General features: G+C 64.6%; 29 protein-coding genes and 1 tRNA gene. 20 read left to right on the top strand and 10 right to left on the bottom strand.

What is annotated here, in order from left to right; all coding sequences use genetic code 11:
• Nucleotides 1-100: 100 nt before the first annotated feature.
• Nucleotides 101-397 carry a hypothetical protein gene (locus WS49_RS15960; RefSeq protein ID WP_059467009.1) on the bottom strand — a complete coding sequence of 99 codons (297 nt, stop codon included), beginning with the start codon at nt 395-397 and terminating at the stop codon, nt 101-103.
• Nucleotides 398-865: 468 nt separating this feature from the next.
• On the opposite strand from WS49_RS15960, the gene WS49_RS15965 reads away from it, so the two are divergent.
• Together WS49_RS15965 and WS49_RS15970 are read left to right on the top strand one after the other, a co-directional pair.
• Nucleotides 866-1,795 carry a Rossmann-like and DUF2520 domain-containing protein gene (locus tag WS49_RS15965; protein ID WP_059530227.1) on the top strand — a complete coding sequence of 310 codons (930 nt, stop codon included), beginning with the start codon at nt 866-868 and terminating at the stop codon, nt 1,793-1,795.
• A 76-nt stretch (nt 1,796-1,871) separates the two neighbouring features.
• Nucleotides 1,872-2,435: a YggT family protein gene (locus WS49_RS15970; protein WP_059530230.1), complete on the top strand. Its 564-nt coding sequence runs from the start codon at nt 1,872-1,874 to the stop codon at nt 2,433-2,435.
• Between the two features lie 9 nt (nt 2,436-2,444).
• Here WS49_RS15970 and WS49_RS15975 read toward each other — a convergent pair whose 3' ends face one another.
• Together WS49_RS15975 and crcB are read right to left on the bottom strand one after the other, a co-directional pair.
• Nucleotides 2,445-2,795: a DUF190 domain-containing protein gene (locus tag WS49_RS15975; RefSeq protein WP_059530233.1), complete on the bottom strand. Its 351-nt coding sequence runs from the start codon at nt 2,793-2,795 to the stop codon at nt 2,445-2,447.
• 24 nt (nt 2,796-2,819) lie between these two features.
• A complete protein-coding gene (crcB, locus tag WS49_RS15980; RefSeq protein ID WP_059530237.1) occupies nt 2,820-3,206 on the bottom strand; it encodes a fluoride efflux transporter CrcB in 387 nt (128 codons plus the stop codon).
• A 25-nt stretch (nt 3,207-3,231) separates the two neighbouring features.
• Between crcB and WS49_RS35035 the strand changes: the two genes are divergently transcribed.
• Together WS49_RS35035 and WS49_RS15985 are read left to right on the top strand one after the other, a co-directional pair.
• Nucleotides 3,232-3,492, top strand: coding sequence for a hypothetical protein (locus tag WS49_RS35035; protein ID WP_156441397.1), 261 nt, complete (start codon nt 3,232-3,234; stop codon nt 3,490-3,492).
• A 125-nt stretch (nt 3,493-3,617) separates the two neighbouring features.
• Entirely contained in the window at nt 3,618-4,829 is a 1,212-nt protein-coding gene (locus WS49_RS15985; RefSeq protein WP_059530239.1) for a S53 family peptidase, read from the top strand.
• A gap of 37 nt (nt 4,830-4,866) precedes the next feature.
• On the opposite strand, the gene WS49_RS15990 is transcribed toward WS49_RS15985, so the two are convergent.
• Both WS49_RS15990 and WS49_RS15995 read right to left on the bottom strand, forming a co-directional pair.
• Nucleotides 4,867-5,742: an SIR2 family NAD-dependent protein deacylase gene (locus tag WS49_RS15990; protein WP_059530242.1), complete on the bottom strand. Its 876-nt coding sequence runs from the start codon at nt 5,740-5,742 to the stop codon at nt 4,867-4,869.
• Nucleotides 5,743-5,821: 79 nt separating this feature from the next.
• Nucleotides 5,822-6,427 (bottom strand): NUDIX domain-containing protein, encoded by a 606-nt coding sequence (locus WS49_RS15995; RefSeq protein ID WP_059530245.1) that lies wholly within the window; start codon nt 6,425-6,427, stop codon nt 5,822-5,824.
• Nucleotides 6,428-6,508: 81 nt separating this feature from the next.
• Between WS49_RS15995 and WS49_RS16000 the strand changes: the two genes are divergently transcribed.
• On the top strand, nt 6,509-7,264 hold the full coding sequence (locus WS49_RS16000) for a DeoR/GlpR family DNA-binding transcription regulator (protein WP_059530248.1): 756 nt from the start codon (nt 6,509-6,511) through the stop codon (nt 7,262-7,264).
• Between the two features lie 218 nt (nt 7,265-7,482).
• On the opposite strand, the gene WS49_RS16005 is transcribed toward WS49_RS16000, so the two are convergent.
• On the bottom strand, nt 7,483-8,643 hold the full coding sequence (locus tag WS49_RS16005) for an enolase C-terminal domain-like protein (protein ID WP_059530251.1): 1,161 nt from the start codon (nt 8,641-8,643) through the stop codon (nt 7,483-7,485).
• Between the two features lie 480 nt (nt 8,644-9,123).
• Here WS49_RS16005 and WS49_RS16010 point away from each other — a divergent pair, with 480 nt between their 5' ends.
• From WS49_RS16010 to WS49_RS16025, 4 genes are read left to right on the top strand one after another with little or no spacing between them, the layout of a single operon-like run.
• Nucleotides 9,124-9,408, top strand: a complete 285-nt coding sequence (locus WS49_RS16010) for a hypothetical protein (protein ID WP_059530254.1) — start codon at nt 9,124-9,126, stop codon at nt 9,406-9,408.
• Between the two features lie 47 nt (nt 9,409-9,455).
• A complete protein-coding gene (locus WS49_RS16015) occupies nt 9,456-9,665 on the top strand; it encodes a hypothetical protein (RefSeq protein WP_059530257.1) in 210 nt (69 codons plus the stop codon).
• Nucleotides 9,666-9,699: 34 nt separating this feature from the next.
• Nucleotides 9,700-9,912: a 30S ribosomal protein S21 gene (rpsU, locus tag WS49_RS16020; protein ID WP_059530260.1), complete on the top strand. Its 213-nt coding sequence runs from the start codon at nt 9,700-9,702 to the stop codon at nt 9,910-9,912.
• A gap of 9 nt (nt 9,913-9,921) precedes the next feature.
• A complete protein-coding gene (locus WS49_RS16025) occupies nt 9,922-10,128 on the top strand; it encodes a hypothetical protein (protein ID WP_059530263.1) in 207 nt (68 codons plus the stop codon).
• Nucleotides 10,129-10,427: 299 nt separating this feature from the next.
• Here WS49_RS16025 and WS49_RS16030 read toward each other — a convergent pair whose 3' ends face one another.
• Nucleotides 10,428-10,772 carry a cupin domain-containing protein gene (locus WS49_RS16030; RefSeq protein WP_059466993.1) on the bottom strand — a complete coding sequence of 115 codons (345 nt, stop codon included), beginning with the start codon at nt 10,770-10,772 and terminating at the stop codon, nt 10,428-10,430.
• A 509-nt stretch (nt 10,773-11,281) separates the two neighbouring features.
• Here WS49_RS16030 and WS49_RS16035 point away from each other — a divergent pair.
• The 5 genes from WS49_RS16035 (at nt 11,282) to trmB (ending at nt 15,737) form a co-directional block, all read left to right on the top strand.
• Nucleotides 11,282-12,409 carry a hypothetical protein gene (locus tag WS49_RS16035; RefSeq protein ID WP_156441398.1) on the top strand — a complete coding sequence of 376 codons (1,128 nt, stop codon included), beginning with the start codon at nt 11,282-11,284 and terminating at the stop codon, nt 12,407-12,409.
• 141 nt (nt 12,410-12,550) lie between these two features.
• A complete protein-coding gene (locus WS49_RS16040; protein WP_082725525.1) occupies nt 12,551-12,799 on the top strand; it encodes a helix-turn-helix domain-containing protein in 249 nt (82 codons plus the stop codon).
• Nucleotides 12,729-14,612: a P-loop ATPase, Sll1717 family gene (locus WS49_RS35645; protein WP_179949250.1), complete on the top strand. Its 1,884-nt coding sequence runs from the start codon at nt 12,729-12,731 to the stop codon at nt 14,610-14,612. The genes WS49_RS16040 and WS49_RS35645 overlap by 71 nt, the downstream gene beginning before the upstream one ends.
• Before the next feature lie 150 nt (nt 14,613-14,762).
• Nucleotides 14,763-14,837, top strand: a tRNA-Gly gene (locus WS49_RS16045).
• 132 nt (nt 14,838-14,969) lie between these two features.
• Nucleotides 14,970-15,737, top strand: a complete 768-nt coding sequence (gene trmB, locus WS49_RS16050; protein ID WP_059530270.1) for a tRNA (guanosine(46)-N7)-methyltransferase TrmB — start codon at nt 14,970-14,972, stop codon at nt 15,735-15,737.
• A 110-nt stretch (nt 15,738-15,847) separates the two neighbouring features.
• On the opposite strand, the gene WS49_RS16055 is transcribed toward trmB, so the two are convergent.
• From WS49_RS16055 to WS49_RS16065, 3 genes are all read right to left on the bottom strand, one after another.
• A complete protein-coding gene (locus WS49_RS16055; protein WP_059530273.1) occupies nt 15,848-16,678 on the bottom strand; it encodes an undecaprenyl-diphosphate phosphatase in 831 nt (276 codons plus the stop codon).
• A gap of 78 nt (nt 16,679-16,756) precedes the next feature.
• On the bottom strand, nt 16,757-17,338 hold the full coding sequence (locus tag WS49_RS16060) for a DUF1439 domain-containing protein (protein ID WP_059530276.1): 582 nt from the start codon (nt 17,336-17,338) through the stop codon (nt 16,757-16,759).
• A gap of 141 nt (nt 17,339-17,479) precedes the next feature.
• Nucleotides 17,480-17,797: a YkgJ family cysteine cluster protein gene (locus tag WS49_RS16065; protein WP_059530541.1), complete on the bottom strand. Its 318-nt coding sequence runs from the start codon at nt 17,795-17,797 to the stop codon at nt 17,480-17,482.
• Nucleotides 17,798-17,967: 170 nt separating this feature from the next.
• On the opposite strand from WS49_RS16065, the gene hemN reads away from it, so the two are divergent.
• From hemN to urtB, 6 genes are all read left to right on the top strand, one after another.
• A complete protein-coding gene (gene hemN / locus WS49_RS16070; RefSeq protein WP_059530279.1) occupies nt 17,968-19,359 on the top strand; it encodes an oxygen-independent coproporphyrinogen III oxidase in 1,392 nt (463 codons plus the stop codon).
• A 72-nt stretch (nt 19,360-19,431) separates the two neighbouring features.
• Complete coding sequence (locus WS49_RS16075; RefSeq protein ID WP_059448113.1) at nt 19,432-19,689, top strand: hypothetical protein; 258 nt, start codon at nt 19,432-19,434, stop codon at nt 19,687-19,689.
• 104 nt (nt 19,690-19,793) lie between these two features.
• Nucleotides 19,794-20,450 (top strand): protein-L-isoaspartate O-methyltransferase family protein, encoded by a 657-nt coding sequence (locus WS49_RS16080; protein WP_059530282.1) that lies wholly within the window; start codon nt 19,794-19,796, stop codon nt 20,448-20,450.
• A gap of 14 nt (nt 20,451-20,464) precedes the next feature.
• Entirely contained in the window at nt 20,465-20,788 is a 324-nt protein-coding gene (locus WS49_RS16085; protein ID WP_059530285.1) for a rhodanese-like domain-containing protein, read from the top strand.
• A 533-nt stretch (nt 20,789-21,321) separates the two neighbouring features.
• Complete coding sequence (gene urtA / locus WS49_RS16090) at nt 21,322-22,629, top strand: urea ABC transporter substrate-binding protein (RefSeq protein WP_059530287.1); 1,308 nt, start codon at nt 21,322-21,324, stop codon at nt 22,627-22,629.
• Between the two features lie 140 nt (nt 22,630-22,769).
• Entirely contained in the window at nt 22,770-24,389 is a 1,620-nt protein-coding gene (urtB, locus tag WS49_RS16095; protein ID WP_059530290.1) for an urea ABC transporter permease subunit UrtB, read from the top strand.
• Nucleotide 24,390 lies beyond the last annotated feature (1 nt).

Here is a 24,390-nt window from a genome sequence, read left to right on the forward strand (position 1 = left end):
CCGCGCCCCGAGCCGCGCCCCGAATGAAAAACGGCGCAACGCCCCGCGAGGGACGTTGCGCCGTTTTGCCGCGCGCGGTCAGGCCGCCACGCGGAATGCGTCAACGACGCCAGCCGTGGTGACCCCAGCCGCCGTAGCCGTGACGCCAGTACGGACGGCCGTAGTAGCCACCGTAGCCGCCGACGACCACGGCGGGCGGCGCATAGTAAGCCGGCGCCGGCGCGTAATACACGGGCGGGGGCGGTGCGTAGTACACGGGCGGAGGCGGCGCATACACGGGATACGCAGGTGCGACCGGGACACCGATGCCGACCCCGATCGACACGTGAGCCTGCGCGGCGCTTGCGGCACCCAGGGCCAGCGCGGCGGCGGCGATGAACGGAATGAGCTTTTTCACTTCGATTCTCCTGCTGGAGCGGTAATTTGTGCGCTCCTGTCGGCAACGGCGGGCATGCACGTCGCATGGATGCAATGTAGCGAAAACCCGCCGCCCGCGTATCGCGCATTTGTTGCAAATTGCAATTCCAGACGGCCGCGGCCACCGTGCGGCAGGGCCGCGCGGACCGGCGATCCCCCTCGCGGGTCCCGCGATTCCGTCCGACCAGCGAAATCGCGCCATGCCGGCCGGTCAGTTTTACCGGATCCGGTAAGCGCGGCGCGCATGCTTCAGTAATCAACGATTACAAATTTGCGACAGGACGCCGACACGCCAAGCGGGGCACAGCCACCTCAAGAATTTGCCGCGTGGCCGTAGCGAACGCCGCCCGTTCGGGCCGTCCCCGTTCGGCAAACGCCGCCTATCCACGACCGCCCCGTCATTCCTGCGATACTGGCGTCTGCTCCGTTTGCGCTTCGTGGACCCGCCATGCCCCTCCCCGACACTCCCCGCCTCGGCTTCATCGGCGCCGGCCGCCTGGCGCGCTGTCTCGCGCTGCGCTTCGCGGCGGCCGGCTTTCCGGTCGTCGCGATCGCGAGCCGCACGGCGGAATCGGCCGCGGCGCTTGCCGCGCGCATCGACGGCTGCCGGGCGGTCGACACGCCGCAGCAGGTCGTCGACACCGCCGACCTGATCTTCCTGACCGTGCCCGACGACCATCTCGCATCGACCGCCGCCGCGCTGCGGTTCGATGCGGCGCGCGCGGCAAGCCAGGCGCTCGTCCACTGCAGCGGCGCGTCGGCGGTCGAATTGCTCGATCCGGCAAAGCGGCAAGGCGCGGCCACGGGCGGCTTCCATCCGCTCTATCTGTTCGGCGGCACGGACGCCGATCTCACCCGCATCGACGGCTGCTCGGTCACGCTCGAAGCCGACGGCGCGCTGCATGCGACGCTGCTGCGACTTGCTGCCGCACTCGGCTGCCATCCGCTGTCGATTCCGGCCGGCGGCCGAATGCTGTATCACGCGGCCGCGCATTACGCGGCGAGCTTCGCGCTGTGCGGGCTGTCGGAAGCGGTCGAGCTGTGGCGCGGCCTCGGCTTCGACGAGGAAGCCGCGTTGCGCGCGCTGCTGCCGATGCTCACCGGCACGATCGCGACCGCGCGCGACAAGGGCCTCGCGAACGCCCTGGCAGGCCCGGTGTCGCGCGGCGACACCGGCATCGTCGAGCGTCAGCTCGCGCTGCTCGAGGCGCGCGGCGGCGACCACGCGACGCTGTATGCGCTGATGACCCGCCGCGCGGTCGCGCTCGCGGCGAAGCGCGCGGCGCCGCCGCCCGCGCTGCCGGCGCTTGCGCAGGCCGTCGAAACGTCGCTCGAGCGCACGATCGGGCACCCCTCCCCGCCGCAAGACGAGGCGTGATAAGGTGTCGGCCGATGCGCCGCCATCCGGCGTTGGCGGCCGCACGCTACTCGACTGTATAAAAAGGATGCCAACGATGTTCGGCGAGATCGCCCGTTTTCTGCTCAATACCGTCTTCACGCTGTTCGGCGCCGCGCTGATTCTGCGCGTCTGGATGCAGGCCGTCCGCGTGCCGCCGTACAACCCCGTCACGCAGGCCGTGCTGCAGGCGACCAACTGGCTCGTGCTGCCGCTGCGCCGCGTGATCGCGGGCGTGCGCGGCATCGACTGGGCAAGCGTCGTCGCCGCCCTCCTCACCGCGCTCGTCTATGTGGTGCTGATGGTCGTGATGGCCGGCCTGGATCCGGCCTCGGTGATCGCGACGCTCGTCGTGGTCGCGCTGCTCACCGTCGTGAAGTGGGCGCTCAATCTCGTGATCTGGATGACGATCCTGATGGCGCTGCTGTCGTGGCTCAATCCGCGCTCGCCGGCGATGCCGATCCTCTACCAGCTCACCGCGCCGTTCCTGAACCCGCTGCGCCGCGTGATTCCGAACCTGGGCGGCATCGACCTGTCGCCGATCCTGCTGTTCGTGATCGTCCAGGTGCTGCTGATGATCGTCACGCGCGCCGCCGTGTCGCTGACGATGTTCGGCATCTGACGTATTGCGCTACGCTGCCGGCCCCTGCGCCGGCGGCGCCTCGAGCGTGTCGATCACGCCGAAGCGCGCGGGAATCATCGCGTAGCACACGCGCACCTTCTCGCGCGCCAGCCGCTCGAGCAGTTGCTGCGCCTCGTCCTCGGTGACGATGAACTCGACCTCGATCGCGAGCGAACCCTGCAGCTCGAAAAAGCGATCCTCGTGCAGCACCCGGTGCCGGCCGAAGCCGGCCATCGCACGAAACGCGGAACCGCCCGCGACGCCCATCCGGTTTCCCTCCTCCAGCAACCACTCCCACAGCGGCTTCCAGTGCAGCCGGTGCTGCTCGTGCACGTAGAAGCGCAAGAAGACCCTGTCCATCGCGCCCTCCCGATGCCGACGCGCTCAGGCCGCCGCGAACCACGCGCGCGCGGTCCACATGCCGAGCGCCGTCAGCGTGAACGATCCAGTCAAGTGTAGGGCAGCCACCGCGAACGCCCATCCCAATTCGCCCTGCACCGCGTGCGTCATCACTTCGACCGAATAGGTCGAGAATGTCGTGAGGCCGCCGAGGAAGCCGGTGATCACGAACAGTCGCCACTCGGGCGGCAGCCCGACGCGGGTGGTAAACGCGACGGCCGCGATGCCGATCACGTAGCCGCCGATCAGGTTCGCGGCGAGCGTGCCGAGCGGCACGGCGGGAAAGAACGCGTTGAGCGCAAGGCTCAGGAACCAGCGCAGCAATGCGCCGAGCCCGGCGCCGACGAAGATCGCGACGATCGAATAGAACAAGGGAGCTCCTCGCTGACGAGACCGCATGGCGGATGCGGCCTACGCCGAACTGTATGCGCAATCGCGCCGCGCCGGCAATGCCGGCCGGCACCCCGGCGCGCACGGGATCGTGTCGCGTCGGAATCGCGCATTTCATTATTTCCATGCGCCGCCGGGGTCGGCATTTTCCAATGCATTACGCAGGACATTACAAATCACTATAAACAATTCGATTATTCATCTGATTTTCCCGAAGTCGAAAAATCAGCCTCGCAGCCCCACGCCGCCGATGCAAGCCATGCTTTGACGGGCATTCCGCATGTTTTCCCTAATCCAGACATTCCCGAATCAGGCCGATATTCCATGCAATTCATTCGACCGGTTTCGTAAAATAATTTCGCCCACCACTCCATCGGCATGGAGACTCGAAAAATGAACAATTACCGCCTGTCATCCATGTTGATTCCGGCGCTGTGCGCGTCGCTGCTCGCATCGAGCGTCGCGCTCGCCGAGGGCAACGGCCCCCCGTCCTACGTCGAAGGCAACCGCGCGCCGAAAGGCTATGCGCGCCCGCCGTTCCATACGAAACAACGCGCGAACACCGCCACGGTAGCCGGCCTCACACCCGCGCTCGTACGGCATGCGTACGGGTTCGATTCGATCGCCAACCAGGGCGACGGGATGGTCGTCGCGATCGTCGACGCGTACGACGATCCGAAAATCGAAGCCGATCTCGGCGTATTCAGCAACGCGTTCTCGCTGCCGGCCTGCACTTCGTCGAACGGCTGCTTCACCAGGGTCTACGCGCGCGGCGCGCGACCCAAGACGGATGCGGGCTGGTCGCTCGAGATGTCGCTCGACGTCGAATGGGTGCATGCGATCGCGCCGAAGGCGAAGATCGTGCTCGTCGAAGCCGCGTCGGCGAGCTTCAGCGACCTGATGGCCGCGGTCGACGTCGCGGTCAAGCGCGGCGCATCGGTCGTGTCGATGAGCTTCGGCGGCAACGAGTTCGGCAGCGAGACCGGCTTCGACAGCCACTTCAACGTATCGGGCGTCACGTTCGTCGCATCGTCCGGCGACAGCGGCACCGGCACCGAGTACCCGGCGGCGTCGCCGTACGTGGTGGCGGTGGGCGGCACGACGTTGTCGACCGACGCGTCCGGCGCCTACGTCGGCGAGGCCGCGTGGAGCGGCAGCGGCGGCGGCGTCAGCTCGATCGAGGCCGAGCCGGCCGGGCAGACCGGCTGGCCGGTGCCGGTGGCCGGCAAGCGCGGCGTGCCCGACGTCAGCTACGACGCGAATCCGTCCAGCGGCTTCGCGGTGTACGACTCGGTCACCTATCAGGGGCAGGCGGGCTGGTTCCAGGTCGGCGGCACGAGCGCGGGCGCGCCGCAATGGTCGGCGCTCGTCGCGATCGCGAATTCGCTGCGTGCGGCAGCCGGCAAACATTCGCTGAGCGGCACCTACGACACGCTCTATACGGTCGGGAAAAACGCCTACGGCAGCGACTATCACGACGTGACGAGCGGATCCAACGGCACTTGCGGCAGCATCTGCAACGCAGCGGGCGGCTACGACTACGTGACGGGCCTCGGCTCGCCGATCGCGCCGGCGCTCGTCCAGGCGCTCGTGGCGCAGCCGTGATCGCGCGGCCGCGACCGGCCGGTTCGTCCCGCGCCGCTCAGCCGCCGTGCCATGCTCGGTCGAGCGCGACGAGCGTCGCGAGCGCGCCGCCCTTCAGCCCGATCACGTCCGCGCGGCGGGCATGGGCCTCGCGTGCGTTGATGCGGATCACGTCGGCACCGAGCCGTTCGCTCGAGAGACGCACGGTGGGAATCGCCGTGCCCGCGCCGATCTCGACGACGGTCACCCATCCCGCCTGCGCGATCCAGTCCTGAAGGGCCCGCTCCTGCGCGTCGTAGCGTTCGCCGAGCCAGCCGTCGTCGCCGAACATCAGGATGTTCGGTCGCGCGAGGCCGCCGCAATGCGGGCAGCGCGGCAGCTCGCCGACCAGCCGGCACGCGGTCGCGTCGACGTCAGGCGTGAACAGCGCGGCGTCCCATGTGTCGTCCGAGCACGGTCGCAGGCACTGCATCGAATGAATCGAACCGTGAATCTCGACGACGCGCGCCGGATCGAAGCCGGCCTTCTGGAACTGGCCGTCGACGTTGCTCGTCAGCACGAAGCCGCCGTTCGGCATCGCGTCCATCCAGCGCCGCAGGATCGCAAAGCCCGCGTGCGGCACCGTCTGCCGGTAGAGTCCGAGACGGTGGCCGTAAAAGCCCCACGCAAGCTGCGGATGCGCGCGAAACGCCTGCGGCGAGGCAATCTCGTGGAATTCGAAACGCTCGTGGCGCAGCGCCGGATACGCGCGCCAGAAGCCATCCGTGCCGCGGAAATCGGGCAGCCCCGAATCGACGCCGATGCCGGCGCCGGCCGTCACGAGCAGTGCATCGGCACGCGCGAGCGCCTCGACGGCGGACGCGACCAGATGAGCCGGCAGTGATGCGGCAGCGGCGCTGGAATCGGTGAAATCGGACGAGTCGGAAATCGGCATGATGGAGCAGCGGAAGCGTCGAACGGTGCACGAGTGGCGTCGCGCGATCATACGCCGGTTCGGGCGCCGCGCCGCGACATCACGCCGCCGCGGCGCGCCCGCCCGCGGGTTCCCGCAGCGCGACGTACTGCAGCAGCATGATCGTCTTCGCGTCGACGATCTCGCCCCGCTCGACGGCATCCAGCGCCGCGTGCAGCGGCATCTCGACGACCTCGAGATCCTCGCCCTCCTCCGCGATGCCGCCGCCGTCGCCCGTGCGCAGCGACGCATCGTATTCGCCGACGAAGAAATGCAGCTTTTCCGTCACCGAGCCCGGACTCATGAACGCCTCGAACACCTTGCGCACGCCGCGCACGCGATAGCCGGTTTCCTCTTCGGCCTCCGCGCGAATCCGTGCATCGGGCGTCGCGTCGTCGAGCAGGCCGGCGGCGGCTTCGAGCAGCATCCCGTCGTGTCCGTTGACGAACGCCGGCATCCGGAACTGCCGCGTGAGCAGCACGTCGCCCGTCGCCGCGTTGCGCAGCAGGATCGTCGCGCCGTTGCCGCGGTCGTACGTTTCGCGGCTCAGACGCTGCCACGTGCCGTCGCGGCGCAGGAAATCGAACGTTACCTTCTTCAGCACATACCAGTCATCGGACAGCACCGTCGTATCGACGATGCGGACACGGTCCCGCGTTGCGGCCATGGTGGTCTCCCATTCGACAAGTGACGGCACGCATGGTAACGTGCACATTCGTGCAATTTCAAGAAATTTCGTGCAACCCCGATGCTGACGACCCAACGCAAGAAAGCGATCCTCGACGCGCTCGCCCGCGACGGCCAGGTGCTGGCCGTCGAACTGAGCGCGCAATTCGGCGTGTCCGAGGACACGATCCGGCGCGACCTGCGCGAACTGGCGGCCGAGGGCCTGCTGCAGCGCGTGCACGGCGGCGCATTGCCGGCGTCGCCGGCGGTCGCGCCGTTCGCGCAGCGCGAGGCGCTCGAAACCGCGGAAAAGCGGCGCATCGCGCGCCGGGCCGCGCAGATGATCGCGCCCGGACAAGTCGCGATCGTCGACGGCGGCACGACGTCGGCACTGCTCGTCAGCCAGTTGCCGCCCGACCTGCGCGCGACGATCGTCACGCACAGCCCGAGCGTCGCCGTCGCGCTGGCCGCGCATCCGTCGATCGACGTGATCCTGATCGGCGGACGGCTGTACAAGCATTCGATCGTCGCGGTGGGCGCCGCGGCGATGGAAGGCATCTCGCGCATCCACGCGGACCTGTATTTCATGGGCGTGACCGGCGTTCATCCGGTCGCGGGGCTGAGCACCGGCGACTTCGAGGAAGCGGCGATCAAGCGCGCATTGGCGGGGCGCGCCGGCGAGACGGTCGTGCTGGCTTCGCAATCCAAACTGCGTGCGGCGTCGCAGTTCGTGATCGGCGAGGTCGCGCTCGCACAAGCGATCGTGGTCGAACAGGAAACCGATGCAGCGCTGACCGAGCCGATCGAGGCCGCGGGCGTGACGGTCGTGCGCGCATAGCCGAGCGGTGGCTTCGACGTCTGGACGTCGGCGGCGCGTTGCTGCTGGTCGGCGTGCGCGTGATCGGGTAACGGCGGCTCGCCCACGGCGTACGGTCATGCCGCGCGTGGTTCGACCGCGCGCTCACGTGGCGTGTGCTCGACCGGTTCATCGCGGCGACGAGGCTCGGATTCGCGGCCCGCTTCACGATCGACGCGCGCCGAGACCGGCCGCGCCGTTCACAAGCCGGCTACCGCGCGAAACGCGTGGTACGCATCGGCATGAAGCTCGAAGCCGATGCCCGGCGCCTGCGGCACGGCCGCGTAGCCGGCGTCGACCGATTCGCTGTCCGCCAGCCCGTTGAATGGACGGAACGCGAACGGGCTGACTTCGGCGCCGCCGAGCCCGAGCGCCGACACGACGTGCAGCGAGAACAGATGACCGCCGTGCGGCCAGAACGCATCGCGCTGCCAGCCGTTCGACACGAAATGGTCGACGATCTGCAGATAGCCCGGCAGGCCATAGCAATGCACCGGATCGAACACGAGGACGTCGCGGTCCGGGCGCAGACCGCCGTAGCGTTCGAGCAGCTTCGCTTCCGCGAGCGAGAACAATGCCTCGCCGGCCGCGACCGGCGGCGCGTATTGCGCGACCAGGTCCGCATGAAGCGGCAGGTCGAGCGGATCGCAGAGATCCTCGAACCACCAGAGTTCGAACGGTGCCAGCATCGCGGCGGCTGCGCGTCCGCTCGTCGCGTCGTACGCGTTCATCGCATCGACCGCGAGATGCGAACTGTCGGCAAGACATGCCGCGGCGGCTTCGATGCGTCTTTTGTCGTGATCGACATCCGCGCCGCCGATCTTGATCTTCGCGTGCGTGTAGCCGAGATCGGCGATGCGATGCATCTCGTCCGACAGGCGCGCGAGATCGTCGTGCGGATAGCGGTAACCGCCGCCCGCGTAGACACGCACGCGAGGTGCCGCGTCGCGCGCGAGCCGGTCGGCGACGAAGCGATGGAGCGGCAGGCCCGCGATCTTCGCGGCGGCATCCCAGATCGCCATGTCGAGCACGCCGACCGCGACGCAGCGTTCGCCGTGCCCGCCGGGCTTCTCGCCCGCCATCATCGCGCGCCATGCGCGAAATGGATCGAGGTTCGTGCCGGCATCGTCGGCGATGGCGTCCGCGGCGGCCAGCAGACGCGGCGCGAATCGTTCGCGAATCAGCCCGCCCTGTGCGTGACGGCCGACCGATGCGTAGCCGTAACCCGTGACCGGCCGGCCATCGCGCACGACATCGGTGACGATCGCGACGACGCTCGTCGTCAGGCCGCCCGACGGAATCGCCGGATCGGCATAGCGGGAAACCGGGATCGCTTGTTCGCGGATGTCGATGATGCGCATGGTCGGGGTTCCGGGAAAACGTTCGGCGTTCGCGGGCCATGCGCGCATTGCGGCCGGCGCGACTGGCGGATCGCTGCATCATAGGCGCTTGCGCGATGTCGTGCAGGCGCGCGACCGTCACGATGCGGCGAAGGGATCGGACTCGATCGACATCATCCGGATCGCGCCGTGCCGCGTCGAAGTGCGGACGAATGCCGCGTCATGCGCGACGCGTGTTGCGGCCTCGACGCCGGTCATCGCACCGCACTGGCACGGCCGCGAATTAGATGGACATCCGACGCGAAGCGCGTATGATGAATTTTGTCCGAGCCCGCGTCAGTCCACTCGCCGCTCGCCCCGCCGTCTACCCTCTCACTGCGTCGCGCCGTTACCCGCACGCATTGCCGCCCTTTTCACCCCACCCGTCACGCCGCGCCGCGGCGATACCGGTCGGATGCGTTCGTCCACGCGATTTGTCGCGACCGAACCCAGGAGTTCATCATGAGCATGCATCTCTATCGTGGCTTCGAAATCTATCCGCTGATCTATCCGCACATTCCGTCACTGAACGGTAATCCGCACAACTACGACGGCGGCTTCGACGCGGCCGTGAAGATCTGCCTGCGCGGCACCACCGACACGCTGACCCGCAGCGAAACGTTCCGGCTGCTCGAGAACGCACCGTTCGAATCGGCGGGCGAAGCGCGCCGGGCGTCCGTACGCTACGCGGAGGAGATCATCGACGGCAATCGCGGCGAGCAGCCGCTCTTCGCCGATTCCCATTGACGCTTCCTGTCGCGGCAGCGCGGCGGCACTCTGATTCGGATGACGAAATGATCATCGATGAACTCCTCCGCCTGATCGAACGGCGCGAGATTTCCAGGACCGACGCGGTCCCGAACGACGGCCTCGCCGGTTCTGCGTTGCGTCACCAACCCGAGTTGCAGATGTTCGCTGCCGTACGCGCGTTGTCGATCAGCGCCGGATATTCGGAATTCGAATCCGACGAGATCGCGAGTGCCGTCATGACCCGACTCGGCTAGTTTTCCTCCACGCATGTCTTGAATCAGGACTTACATGACGACGATCATCCTCAAGCCCGACGAACCTGTCGATGTCGCGCTCCGGCGCTTCCGTCGAAACATCGAGAAGACGGGCCTGATCCGCGAGTTGCGCGGTCGCACCAGCTATGAAAAGCCGACCACCGAGCGCAAGCGCAAGAAAGCCAGCGCCGTCGCGAGACAGCGCCTGCGCGCGAAACGCATGCTGCCGCCTCGCAAGCTCTACTAGGAGAACGCCGTGTACCAGCCGACCGTCGAGGATCCTCCGTTCTTCCCGTTGACGAAATGCGAGGTCGACTTCGATCGACAGAACGACGCGATCACGCTTCTGCCGAGCTTCTACGCGTTCGGCTGCGAGTACACCAGTCGCGGCCTCCTGATCGGCCGGGACGATGCATTCAGATTGATTGCCGCGATCGAAAAGGCGTTGAGCATCGAGCATTGAATGCCGCCTCGATGTTGTCGAATCGCATCGTGCTGGTCAGTGCGGCGCATGCGAGCGGCCTGACCGACTCTGGACTGGCCGCGCTTCTTTCTCATCGTCGACCCTGCGGGTTCGATCGACACGCTCCCATCACCACCGCTCTCGGAAGCGACAGGCAGTCGGCGCGATCGGTGGGATCGACGGGATAGCGGAACCGGCCGAGCGTGCGATCACGCTCGGCGAGTTGTTTCCGAACCGGAATGCGGTTCAACGCATCGATTCGACCGGCGCTCGTACGCAAGTCGAATCGACGGGCCCGCTCAGGCAAACACGAAGTACTTGCGCACCGTCTCCACCACTTCCCACGTCCCTTTCATGCCGGGTTCGATGACGAACACGTCGCCGGCCTTCAGATGCACCGGCTCCTCGCCTTCCGGCGTGATGATGCAATAGCCGTCGAGGAAGTGGCAGTACTCCCATTTCTCGTAGTTCACCTCGAACTTGCCCGGCGTGCAGATCCACGTGCCCATGATCTTGCTGCCATCCTTCGAGAGGTAGGCGTTGAGGTTCACGGTGTGCGGATCGCCGCCGATGCGCTTCCACTTGGTCGCGTCGACGACCGGGGTCGGGCAGGTTTTGCGCAGAACGGTGATGAAATCGGACATGTCGGCTCCAGACTGACGATCGGGTAAGAGGTCTGTCACGTTAGTTCGAAAGCTTCACCGGGGCTTGTATGCGTCCGACACCGACTCGTCAATTTTCGACACGGGCCTGTGTGCGGGCGCGCGTCGTGTTCCGGTCGGCCTTGCGTTGACGGACCGATTCGGGCCGATCCTTGACACCCGCTTCCGGCGATCCGTCGCTCAACCACCGAGCCCATGCCTGCTTCGACGCAGGCGGCCAAAAACGGCTCGCTTGCAACATCCAAGCCAAACCCTGTAGAACTACGCGTTCCGCGGGCGTCGTATAATGGCCATTACCTCAGCTTCCCAAGCCCCAGCGCGTTAATCAAAACCACTATTCACGCGCGTTCTCACGTCGTATTTTCTCCCGGCTCCACGAAAAACCACTGTTCATGCGGGGTTCACGGCGATGCCAGTTTTCATGCCAGCGCCAATCCCAAGAAGCTGACGATATAGACGCAGCATCGAATCTACCCGGCGAAGGACAGCCATTGGATATCGGCAAGTCCGATCGAATAAGCTGCCACGCACGCTATGCGCCGCAAACGCGGCCCAACTTTGCGGTACGATCCAGTTCCAGCGTCACGGATAAAAAAGGAACCGTTGTGGCAACAAACTCCGAAAACCGTAAACCGATGCTGGCTCAGCTCTTGCCGTTACTTTCTGCGATATTCGCTGTCGCCGGCATAGGAAACGGATTCTATCTTCTATGGCGGAACCAAACGACGAATGCGTCCTTGGCCTTCACGGTCGGCATTCTGCTTTTTTTGCTTAGCCAGTTCGAACGGTTCGAGTCGGTCAAGGGCTTCGGCATTGAAGCAAAAGTCCGTCAGTTGGATAGCAAAATCCGCGAGGCAGATCAGATCAACGCGGCGTTAAAGAGCCTAACAGCATCGCTTGCTCAACTAGCTTTTGAGATGATGTCACGAATCGGCCGCCTGCGCGGCCCCATAGGACGCAAAGAAAGTCTTGAACTTGAGGAATCGCTTCTGCAACAGATGCGGGACGCTGGCATAGCCGACGTCGACATAGCACGTGCGGTCCTGCCCGTCCGGCAGATTGTAGCTTTAGACGTATTGCGACCCGCAATTGATGAAGTAGACAAACATCTAACGCGCTGGGAGTTGGCGGCGCGCAAGCGCTTGGAGGCAGTGCGCCAGCCGATTGCAATGACGGACCCTGAGTACATCGGCGCGCTAGCCGCGAACATTGATACAGAGACCACTTTATCGATCGGCGTACTTGTGGATGGAAAAATTGATCAAGAGATCATCACTGCGCGCGAAAAATCAATCTTCTCAGATGACGAAGACGAGTTGATTGACGAGCTTCTTTTCCCAGAACTTGTTCACGGCGCCACCGTTTCGCTCACCGGCGAAGTAACTCGTGAAAACAAAACGTCTCAATCAATGGGCTTCAAGTATCAAGGACATATTCTTACCGCCCATCCCGAAACCAGAAATATAGTGCCATATAAACCCATGCTTTTCGAGACTTGCCGTCTCATTGGGGTAGTTGATAGGATGGACGAAAAAGGACGAATTGGTGCAAAGAGGCCCAAATTGATATTCAGTAGCCTCGAACCGATCTCCGGACAGAATAGAGACCTCTTTGATTAATTGCTTAAATAAGTCTAAATGGGGCTTGACAAACCTCGGCCGCGCGCAACCTCATTTAAAAAATGAGGTTGCGATTCGCATTCATTTCTCGTCCGTCAGCATAAATTTCCTGGAACCTTCGTCCGCTCATCGAGAAATCCGATGAGCAACAGTGACATTTTTCATGTCACTCTCAGCCGATGGGAGCATGGCGCTCGTGCGCCGACTTTGCATCGGCTCCAGCAGCTTAGTGACGCACTCAACTGCTCGGTAGACCAGTTGTTGCAGCGCGGATCGAAGCGACCGGATGACCAACTGGCGATGATTGCGGACGCGCTCGATGGACTGGATAGCGACGAGCGGGAATACGCGCGCATGGAAGCCACTTCAGGACCTACAAGAACCATTTAATGACGCCGTAAATTATAAGACACGAAAACAACGAGAATTTTTTAATAAAATTTTTCTACGCACGACGGATCTGCAAGATTGCCTTCAGCCATCTGTCTACTTCCTTATCGGAGAAAAAGGATCTGGGAAGACGGCGTATGCAGCGTACCTTGAAGCTAACGAGCTGGACCGTCATCGATGCAAGCTCACCACGATGACCGAGAGTCAGTATAAACGCTTCATTGAGCTAAAAAGGAGCGGGAAACTGGCGTACAGCGATTACGCAAACATTTGGCGCCCCCTGCTCCTAAACATGACCTGCCAAGCCATAATCGCAAAATCAAAAGGATTCTTCGCCGGAATTACAGGAAAATTCAGCACAATCGAGCGCGAAATACGAGAGTTCAACAAAGAGGCGCTAAACCCGGAAGTGGAAGTTGCTTTCGAAATGATTCAGGAGCGAAATTATTCTGCAGAAGCAGGCAAAGAGAAGGTCGCCAAATTCTCGGGGGAGCACAAGAACAAATCAACCGACACCACCGAGAGAATCAAGCACCACTTACTTGACATAGAAGGCAGACTTAAATCTGCGCTTGCAGATCTCTCCCTCAAACATCATCACGTCGTATTCGTTGACGGAATCGATTACCGCCCGGAGTCGGTACCATATGCCGATTACATTGCTTGCATCAAAGGCCTCGGAGAAGCCACGTGGCAACTCAACAATGAATTTTTTGGATCAATCCGTGACTCAAATGGCCGAATTAAAATTGTCTTGCTAGTACGACCCGATGTGTTTCACGCACTGAATCTTTACAACTCCAATTCAAGATTACAAGACAATTCCGTATTTCTTGATTGGTCAACCACAGAGCAAGATCTTCGAATTTCGCGTCTCTACGAAGCATCTGGTAAATTTTTTTCCAGCCAACAAAATTTCCAAATCGATTCCGTGGCCGCTGCCGATCAGTATTTCGTCGCAGAAAAAGAAAACTCGACATTCAAAAAACTTCTCAAGAATTCATTTCAGAAACCACGAGATATATTAACTTTCGTGAGGATCTCCAGAAAAATAACGATATCAAAAAGAGCAGGAGGCGGACTATTCCACATCCCCGTCGACATTATGCAGGACCCCAATTTTACCCGAGAATACTCGGATTACCTACTAGGGGAGATAAGGAATTACGCAGCCTTTTACATGCATCAAAATGATTTTTCCATCTATATAAAATTTTTCCAATACCTAAATGGGCGATCAAATTTCGACCTAAACACATTCTCGATAGCTTTCAAGCACTTCTCCGCATGGGCAGAGGGCGAGAGCATTGGAAATCGAGATTACCTTCGCGATCCCGAAGCACTTCTTCAATTTTTTTACGATGTCAATTTAATTGGCTACAAAGAAAATTCCCTGCAAGACTCGGATCGCTTCTTCCATTGGTCATATCGAGAAAGATCCCTCAATAATCTCTCCCCAAAAATTAAAACTACCGGCACACTTATAATCAACCCAGGCGTAGCCAAAGCACTAGACATTGGGAAAAGAACGAGATCACACACCCCCACCGACTCAGAGAAACGACAGAAATATAGTAGAAAAAGGAAGGGACGAATTCATAATGCAAATACCAGCAACGCCAAAACAACAACTGGCATAAAGCAGCATCAGATCAGAGGGGAACGCCTCGATGGTGCGCCCGGGAATGCCAATGTGAACGCTGGGAAGAAATTCACTAGTGCAAGTAAAGTTGCCGGCGAAGCACCGTCTCAACGTCGTCGGCCGTGGAAGGACCGCTCGCCGAAGCGAGCATCGACCAAGCCGGATGTTTAACCACAAGTAGATTGTTCAGCAACAAGAGCGGTGAATTGCTGGCCCCAGCGATGCCACCGCTCCACCGAGCGGCCATGCCAGTTTCGGTGCCAGCAGCCAAACTCCCCCGCTTGCCATCCCCACCCAAACCCCTGTAGAATCGCAGGCTCTGCGGGCGTCGTATAATGGCCATTACCTCAGCTTCCCAAGCTGATGACGTGGGTTCGATTCCCATCGCCCGCTCCACCTTCGGCTGCTCGCAGCCTGCGCAAGAGCCGCCTCGTCGAAGGCGGCTTTTTTGTACCATCTGCCGGTTCATCCGGTAGCGCCGCTGCGCATGACGGGCCCGCGCCCGAACCGAGCCTTTCTCTGTCACCGATGATGCACGACGATCCGAACGAAGCCGGCCTGCCGCCGGACGACGCCGCCCTTCCCGACGAAGCCGCCGACGGCGCCGACGAAGTCAACCCGCTGCACCGCCGCCGCATCCGCAGCTTCGTGACGCGCGCCGGCCGCGTGTCGACCGGCCAGCGCCGCGCGCTCGACGATCTCGGCCCGCGCTTCGTCGTCCCGTACGCGGCGGAAATCCCGGACTGGGACGCCGTGTTCGGCCGCCGCGCGCCGCGCATCCTGGAGATCGGTTTCGGGATGGGCGCATCGACCGCGGAAATCGCCGCGCACCGCCCAGGCGACGACTTCCTCGGCGTCGAGGTGCACGAGCCGGGTGTCGGCGCGCTGCTGAAGCTGATCGGCGAGCAGGACCTGCCGAACATCCGCATCATCCAGCACGACGCGGTCGAGGTGCTCGAGCACATGCTCGCGCCGGAGAGCCTCGACGGCGTGCACATCTTCTTCCCGGATCCGTGGCACAAGGCGCGCCACCACAAGCGCCGGCTGATCCAGCCGCCGCTCGTCGCGCATCTCGCATCGCGCCTGAAGCCCGGTGCATACCTGCACTGCGCGACCGACTGGCAAAACTACGCGGAACAGATGCTGGAAGTGCTCGGCGCCGAACCGACGCTCGAAAACACGGCCGCCGACTACGCGCCGCGCCCCGACTACCGCCCCGTCACGAAGTTCGAACGGCGCGGGCTGCGGCTCGGCCACGGCGTGTGGGACCTGGTGTTCCGCAAACGCGCCAGCTGAACACGGCGCGCAACGCACGCTACCTGCCGCACAATGACGAACGGCCCGACCGGCATCTGCTGCCGATCGGGCCGTTTTCTATTGGATGCGCCGTCGCCCCCGCACCGGCATCACGCCCAGTTCAGCCACCCGCTGTAACCCACCAGCAGCACGAACAGGCCGAACGCGATCCGGTACCACGCGAACACGGTGAAGTCGTGCGTCGCGACGAAACGCAGCAGCCAGCGCACGCACACGAACGCGCTGACGAACGCGGCCACGAGCCCGAGCGCGAACAGGCCGAGCGCATCGACCGTGAACGCCTGCCAGTCCTTGACCGTTTCATAGAGCGTCGCGCCGAAGATGATCGGAATCGCGAGGAAGAACGAGAATTCGGTCGCGACGCGCCGGTCGAGGCCGAACAGCATTCCGCCGATGATCGTCGAACCAGAACGCGACATGCCCGGCACCAGCGCGAAACATTGCGCGATGCCGACTTTCAGCGCGTCCAGCGGCGTGAGCGCATCGACCGACTGCACGCGCGGCGGCTCGCCGCGTTCGCGCTGTCGCGCCTCGGCCCACAGGATGATCGCGCCGCCGACGACGAGCGCGAACGCGACCGGCACCGGCGAGAACAGCACGGCCTTGATCTTCTTCTCGAACAGCAGGCCGAGCGCGATCGCGGGAATCGTGGCGATCACGACGTTCAGCGTGAAGCGCCGCGCGTCGGGCCGGCTCGGCAGCCCGGTCACGATGGACACGATCCGCTGCCGGTATTCCCAGCAGACCGCGAGGATCGCGCCGAACTGGATCACGACGTCGAAGGTCTTCGCGTGCGCATCGTTGAAATTCAGGAAGCTGCCCGCGACGATCAGGTGGCCGGTGCTCGACACCGGGAGGAATTCCGTCAGCCCCTCGACGACGCCGAGGATCAATGCCTTGCAGATCAGGATCCAGTCCATCCGTGGCCCAACTCCGAAGTAGTCGAAAGAAAGGGCCGCGTCACCGCCGCGGCCCGCCCGGCCGCGCGCGGTGCGCCGTCACTTTTCGACGATCGCCACGCGTATGCCGTTTGTAAGAATCGTAATTGTACCGGGTTCGTAGTTCACGCCGGCAAATTGCAGCTGCTCGGGCTTGAACGTGTAGATCGGGTAGTTGGTCAGCACCTGCGTCGCGAGCAGGCCGGCGGCCGCGCCGACCTGTTGCGCGTACATCTGCGCGTTGCCGTCGAGCACGAGGCTGTCAACGGCCGGCGCCTTCAGCACGACCGAGCGGCTCGGCGCGTCGTAAGCGAGCTGGCCCGACACGATGAACTTGCCGCTCACCGGTTCGCGCAGGAACGGACTCGCGAAATGCGCGTCGAGCTGCACGGCGACGCGGTTCTGGTCGGGCAGCAGGTTGACGGCCGGATTGGTGAGCGACACGTCGACCACCTGCGCGACCGTCTTCTGGTACGGAAACTTGCGCGCGACGGCTTTCTGCACGTCGCCGCGCGAGAACGTGTAGTGATCGGGGATGAACGGGAACGTCGACGCGCAGGCGGCGAGCGATACCGACACGCCGATGGCGCCGGCGCAGGCGGCGAGGAAGCGGCGCCGGCCGGGCGTGCAAGATGCGGTCATGCTGGACAATCTCCTGTATCGGGCGAAGCGGCAGTCGGGTTACCGGCTCGGCCGCAAGCGGTGCCGGGGACCGAAGTTAGTGCTTCGGCGCATGTCGCCGGTTCCATGCGCATGCCGGTGGACAGCAGCGCGGGCAATGCGTCAGCGAGCCGCGCCGGCGCCGGGCGACGGCTGCGTCGCGACCTCGAGGCGCGTCAGCCACGCGAGCGCGTCGTCGCGCGACGCACCGCACATCTCGGCTGACGGCTGCAGCCCCGAACAGCACGCGGGACGCTCGGGCCGGCCGAAGATCCGGCAGCGCAGGTCGTCGCCGAGCTGCACGCAGCGCACGCCGGCCGGCTTGCCGTCGGGCATCCCCGGAATCGGCGAGGATATCGACGGCGCGATGCAGCACGCGCCGCACCGCTCGCGGCACGCATGCGGCGGCGGGACATCGGCGGGCGCCGGACGGACAGACATTTCGACGGACACTCTGCTCTCTCACGAACAACGAAAAACGGTGCGGCAACCGGACGCAGCGTGCGGCGGCCCACTGCGCATTGTGCCACCGCCGGCTGCGACGTTATTACACAATGCAGCCGGAATGCGCGTTTATATACTCGAAAGCATCTAAAAAGCGCGAGACCATCATGAGTTCCGGTTCTGCCGACACCCTGTTCCGTCCCGATTTGCTCGCGAAGTACGGCGCGAACGGGCCGCGCTATACGTCCTACCCCACCGCGCTGCAGTTCCGCGACGATTTCGACCCGGCCGACTACGTGCGCGCCGCGGGCGACCCCGGCGCGTCGTCGAGCGACCTGTCGCTGTACTTCCACATCCCGTTCTGCAACACGGCCTGCTTCTATTGCGGCTGCAACAAGATCGCGACCAACAACCGCCGCCGCGCGCGCCCGTATCTCGAGCAACTGAAGCGCGAGCTGGCGCTGCAGGCCGCGCTGTTCGATGCCGCGCGCCCGGTCACGCAGCTGCACTGGGGCGGCGGCACGCCGACCTTCCTGTCCGACGACGAAACGGCCGAGCTGATGGTGGCCACCCGCGAACACTTCGCGCTCGCGCCGGACGCCGACGCGGAGTTCTCGATCGAGATCGACCCGCGCACGGTCACGCCCGCGACGCTCGTGCACCTGCGCAACATCGGCTTCAACCGGCTGAGCCTCGGCGTACAGGATTTCGACCCGGTCGTGCAGCAGGCGATCAACCGGATCCAGCCGCTCGCGATGACGGCCGACCTGCTGTCGACCGCACGCACGACGGGCTTCCATTCGGTCAGCGTCGACCTGATCTACGGGCTGCCGCACCAGACGGTCGCCGTGTTCGCGCGCACGCTCGAGACGATCATCGAACTCGCGCCCGACCGCCTCTCGGTGTTCGGCTACGCGCACATGCCGCACCTGTTCAAGATGCAGCGGCAGATCGACGACGCGACGCTGCCGCCGCCCGCGACGCGCGTCGCGCTGCTCGGCCTCGCGATCGACATGCTGACGCAGGCCGGCTACGTGTACATCGGGATGGATCACTTCGCGCGGCCGACCGACGAACTCGTGCGTGCGCAGCGAAACGGCACGCTGCAGCGCAATTTCCAGGGCTACAGCACGCGCGCGGATACGGACCTGGTCGGCTTCGGCGTGTCGTCGATCGGCAAGGTCGGCGACGTCTACGCGCAGAACGCGAAGGACCTCCCGGCGTATGGCGCCGCGCTCGACGCGGGCCGGCTGCCGATCGCGCGCGGCGTGCGGCTCACGGCCGACGACCGGCTGCGCCGGGACGTGATCACCCAGCTGATGTGCAACCTCGAACTGCCGTTCTCGCACATCGAGGCCGCGCACGGGATCCGCTTCGCCGATCACTTCGCACGCGAGCTCGACGCGCTGCGCGCGTTCGAGCAGGACGGGTTGCTGACCATCGCCGGCGACCGCCTGACGATCCACCCGGCCGGCCGGATGGTCGTGCGCAACATCGCAATGGCGTTCGACGCCTACCTCGGCCAGACGCCGCGGCAACGCTACTCGCGCACCGTCTGACGCCGCACGGCCGCATGCGGGCGGCCGGTTTGATAAAGTAAGGGGCTCAACGCCCCTGCAAGAACCCGCACGATGCGCACCACCAAAGCAACCAACGCGGTCGAACGCCTGAAGACCCGTTCCGGCAACCCGCAATTCGCGGCCGTCGCGATGGCGGGCGGCCTGTTCTATCTGGTCGACCGCTCGGGCGGCACTGCCGAGAAGCGCAGCGAGCCGCTGCCGCTCGACGAATTCGTCAGGTTCGTCGACGAATTCGGCCCCAAAAAGCCGCGCAAGGCGAGCAAGCTCGACCTCGCATTCGAAGCGCAGATCAAGAAGAGCAAGGGGTAAAGGTCTGTTGCAGGCCGTCTGAAGGCTTCGCCGCTGCCCCGTTTGGTACAATCACGAAGTTTCTCTACCCCCGCTGATGGCCGACCTGGCTGCGTGACCACACCATGAATATCGAAAACGCGCGTTTCAACATGATCGAACAACAGATCCGGCCGTGGGACGTGCTGGATCTGGACGTCCTGGGCCTGCTGGCGATCGTCAAGCGTGAAAACTACGTGTTGCCCGAACACCGCGATCTCGCGTTCGCCGACCTCGAGCTGCCGCTGCCCGGCGGCAGCAGCAAGATGCTGTTTCCGCGCGTCGAAGCACGCGTGCTGCAGGAACTGGCGGTCAAGAAGCACGAAAACGTGCTCGTGATCGGCGCGGGTTCGGGCTACCTGGCCGCGCTGTTCGCGCATCGCGCACAGCACGTGACGGCCGTCGATATCGATCCGACCATCGCAAAGTTCGCGGCGGACAACCTGCGCAACGACGGCGTGACGAACGCGGAAGTCGTGCTCGGCGACGGCTCGCTCGGTTGGCCCGACAAGGCGCCGTACGACGTGATCTGCGTCGCGGGCGGCCTGCCGGTCGTGCCGCAGCAGATGCTCGAACAGCTGAAGATCGGCGGCCGCCTGTCGGCGTTCGTCGGCGGCCGTCCGGTGATGAAGGCGCAAATCATCACGCGCATCGACGACAAGCAGTACCGTGTCGCCGACGTGTTCGAAACCTACGTCAATCACCTCGTCAACGCGATCGAACCGTCGCGCTTCAAATTCTGAGCGGCGGAGCTTCCATGCAGATCCTGACGCCCGCGATGCTCGCGGAATGGCTTCGCGATCCGGCGCGTCCCGCGCCGATCGTGCTCGACGTGCGCGAGCCGTGGGAAATCTCGACCGCGCAGATCGCCGGCAGCGTGTCGATCCCGATGCAGCAGATCCCCGCGCGCAGCGAGGAGCTCGACGACGAAGCGGAAATCGTCTGCGTGTGCCATCACGGGATGCGCAGCGCCCAGGTCGCGATGTTCCTCGAATCGCGCGGCTTCACGAAGCTGTACAACCTGCAAGGCGGGATCGACGCGTGGTCGCGCGACGTCGATCCGTCCGTGCCGCGTTACTGAGTGACTGACCTTCCGGCGGCGCATCGCGCGCCGCCACGGCGACCGGCCCGTTGCAGCCGATCGCTCCGATCCGCCGAACGGGCGCGCATGGCGCGCCCGTTTGCGTTTCTGCTTCCTCCTTCTTCGATTGATTCAGCGCGTCGCCCATCCGCGTTCGTTCGATGACGACCGGTGGCGGGCACCCGAACATGGCCCCCCGTCGAGCGGAGCGCCTCGCCCTTCCCGTCGCACTTCACGACCACGCCGGCACGACGCGGCCGGATGCATGCGCATCGATCACGTTCCGCGCGTCCCTAAACAAGTGACCTTCGCGCTCGCACCGGCGCGCACGCCGTGCACCATTTGCGCCCGCGCGACTGCACCGCAACGGATCGCGCATGCTGCACGACGCGTCACGCGCACCACGCCGACGCCCCGCGCCACCCCGCACAGGCACGCCCGGCGTGCATCGGTGCGACTGGCACATGCCTTGCGTTAGTCCGATGCCGGCGCCGACACGGCGCACGCCTATCCAACACGTCAAGGGGAACTCGATGAAACGTCGCAGTCTGCTGAAGTTCGGTTCGATGGCCGGTGCACTCGCGCTGGCGGGCAAGAGTCCGTTCGCGCACGCGGCCGATGCGGGCACGGGTCCGATCAAGGTCGGCATCCTGCATTCGCTGTCGGGCACGATGGCAATCTCCGAAACGTCGCTGAAGGACACGGCGCTGATGACGATCGCCGACATCAACAAGAGCGGCGGCGTGATGGGGCGCAAGCTCGAGCCCGTGGTCGTCGACCCCGCATCCAACTGGCCGCTGTTCGCCGAGAAGGCGCGCCAACTGCTCACGCAGGACAAGGTCGCGTGCGTGTTCGGCTGCTGGACGTCGGTGTCGCGCAAGTCGGTGCTGCCGGTGTTCGAGGAACTGAACGGCCTGCTCTACTACCCGGTGCAATATGAAGGCGAGGAAATGTCGCGCAACGTGTTCTACACGGGCGCCGCGCCGAACCAGCAGGCGATCCCCGCCGTCGAGTACCTGATGAGCGCGGAAGGCGGCGGCGCGAAGCGCTTCTTCCTGCTCGGCACCGACTACGTGTATCCGCGCACGACCAACAAGATCCTGCGTGCGTTCCTGAAATCGAAGGGCGTGAAAGACGCCGACATTCAGGAGGTCTACACACCGTTCGGCCACAGCGATTACCAGACGATCGTCGCGAACATCAAGAACTTCGCGCAGGGCGGCAAGACGACCGTGATCTCGACGATCAACGGCGATTCGAACGTGCCGTTCTACAAGGAGCTCGGCAACCAGGGGATCAAGGCGACCGACGTGCCGGTGGTCGCGTTCTCGGTCGGCGAGGAAGAGCTGCGCGGGATCGACACGAAGCCGCTCGTCGGCCATCTCGCCGCGTGGAACTACTTCATGTCGGTGAAGAACCCGACGAACACGAAGTTCAAGGACCAGTTCGCCGCGTGGGTGAAGGCGAACAACCTGCCGGGCGGCGCGAAGCGCGTGACCAACGATCCGATGGAAGCGACCTACGTCGGCATCCACATGTGGAAGCAGGCGGTCGAGAAGGCGAAGAGCACCGACGTCGACAAGGTGCGCGTCGCGATGATCGGACAGACGGTTGCCGCGCCGTCGGGCTTCACGCTCTCGATGGACGGCAACCATCACCTGCACAAGCCGGTGATGATCGGCGAGATTCGCGGCGACGGGCAGTTCAACGTCGTGTGGAAGACGAAGACGGCCGTGCGCGCGCAGCCGTGGAGCCCATTCATCGCGGGCAACCAGGGCAAGCCGGACGTCGTCAGCTCGATCCCGGCGTTCCTGCGCCGGCAGCGCGCGGCGCTCGCCTGATGCGATGCGGAGCGCCGCGCACCGGCGTGGCGCTCCATTCGCAGGCCGGTGCAGGCACTCGCCGCGATTGCGGTAACGCGCCGCAGGCGCTCGCGCACCGCCGCACGCATTCGCTTTCCCACGCCCGACAGGATTTCCCGATGCCTACACGCTTTCGCCGCGCCGCCGTCACGGTCATTGCCTGTGCCGCGCTGGCGGGCGCGCTGCCGCGCGCCGCGTTCGCCCTGACGGCGGCCGATACCGCCGCGCTCGCCGGCGACGACTTCGACGCGAAGACGACCGCGATCGACCATCTCGCCGCCGATGCCGATCCGCGCGCCGTCGCGTTGCTCAATGCGCTGTCGACCGGCGACGCGCTCGCGACCGGCGACGGACGCCTGCTGATCCAGACCGGCGACACCGCGCACGACGCGCTCACGCAGGCCGCGACGCCCGCCGGCGACGCGCAGCCCGTGATGCTGAACAACCTGCTGCGCACGAAGATCGCCGGCGCGCTGTCGGGTCTCGCCCTCGCCTCGCCCGACGTCGCCGCGCGCCGCGACGCGATCGACGCGCTGCTGAAGTCGCCCGACCCGGCACTCAAGCCGATGATCGATCGCGCCCGCGCGAAGGAAACCGATCCGGCATTGAAGCGCCGCCTCGATGCGCTATGGGCGATCGCCGCGCTGCACGATGCCGATCCGGCGAAGCGTCTCGAAGCCGTGCAGGTGGTGGCCGCGCGCCGCGACCTCGACATGATCGAACAGTTGCGTCCGCTCGTCGCGAAGAACGCGGACGGCAGTTTCGCCGAGCCCGACGCGCGCGTGCGCGAAGCCGCGCAGCAAGGGCTCGATGCATTGCACGCGCTGCAGCGCCGCGGCGAAATCGCGGGCACCGTGTTCGCGGGCCTGTCGCTCGGCAGCGTGCTGCTGCTCGCGGCGCTCGGCCTCGCGATCACATACGGGCTGATCGGCGTGATCAACATGGCGCACGGCGAATTCCTGATGATCGGTGCGTACGCAACCTATGTCGTGCAGACGCTGATCCAGCGCTATGCGCCGGCGGCATTCGACTGGTATCCGCTCGTTGCGGTACCGGTGTCGTTCGCGGCGGCCGCGCTGGTCGGCATCGTGCTGGAGCGGCTCGTGCTGCGGCACCTGTACGGCCGCCCGCTCGAGACGCTGCTCGCGACCTTCGGCGTGAGCCTGATCCTGATCCAGGCGATGCGCATGCTGTTCGGCGCGCAGAACGTGCAGGTCGTGAACCCGTCGTGGATGAGCGGCGGCGTGACCGTGATGCAGAACCTGATCCTGCCGTACAACCGGCTCGCGATCCTCGCGTTCGCGCTGGCGGTCGTGTGCGTCGCCTGGGGCGTGCTGACGAAGACGCGGCTCGGCCTGTTCGTGCGCGCGGTCACGCAGAACCGCCGGATGGCCGCGTGCGTCGGCGTGAAGACCGCGCGCGTCGACGCGTATGCGTTCGCGTTCGGCGCGGGCATCGCCGGCCTCGGCGGCTGCGCGCTGTCGCAGATCGGCAACGTGGGCCCGGACCTCGGGCAAAACTACATCATCGATTCATTCATGGCGGTCGTGCTCGGCGGCGTCGGCCAGATCGCCGGCACCGTGCTCGGCGGCTTCGGGCTCGGCCTCGTCAGCAAGGCGATCGAGCCGTTCTGGGGCGCCGTGCTCGCGAAGATCGCGGTGCTCGTGATGATCGTGCTGTTCATCCAGAAACGTCCGCAGGGCATGTTCGCCCCGAAGGGACGCAGCGCGGAGGCCTGAC

Origin of the sequence: Burkholderia sp. RF7-non_BP4 (assembly GCF_001521935.1) — a bacterium.
GTDB classification, from domain to species: domain Bacteria; phylum Pseudomonadota; class Gammaproteobacteria; order Burkholderiales; family Burkholderiaceae; genus Burkholderia; species Burkholderia diffusa.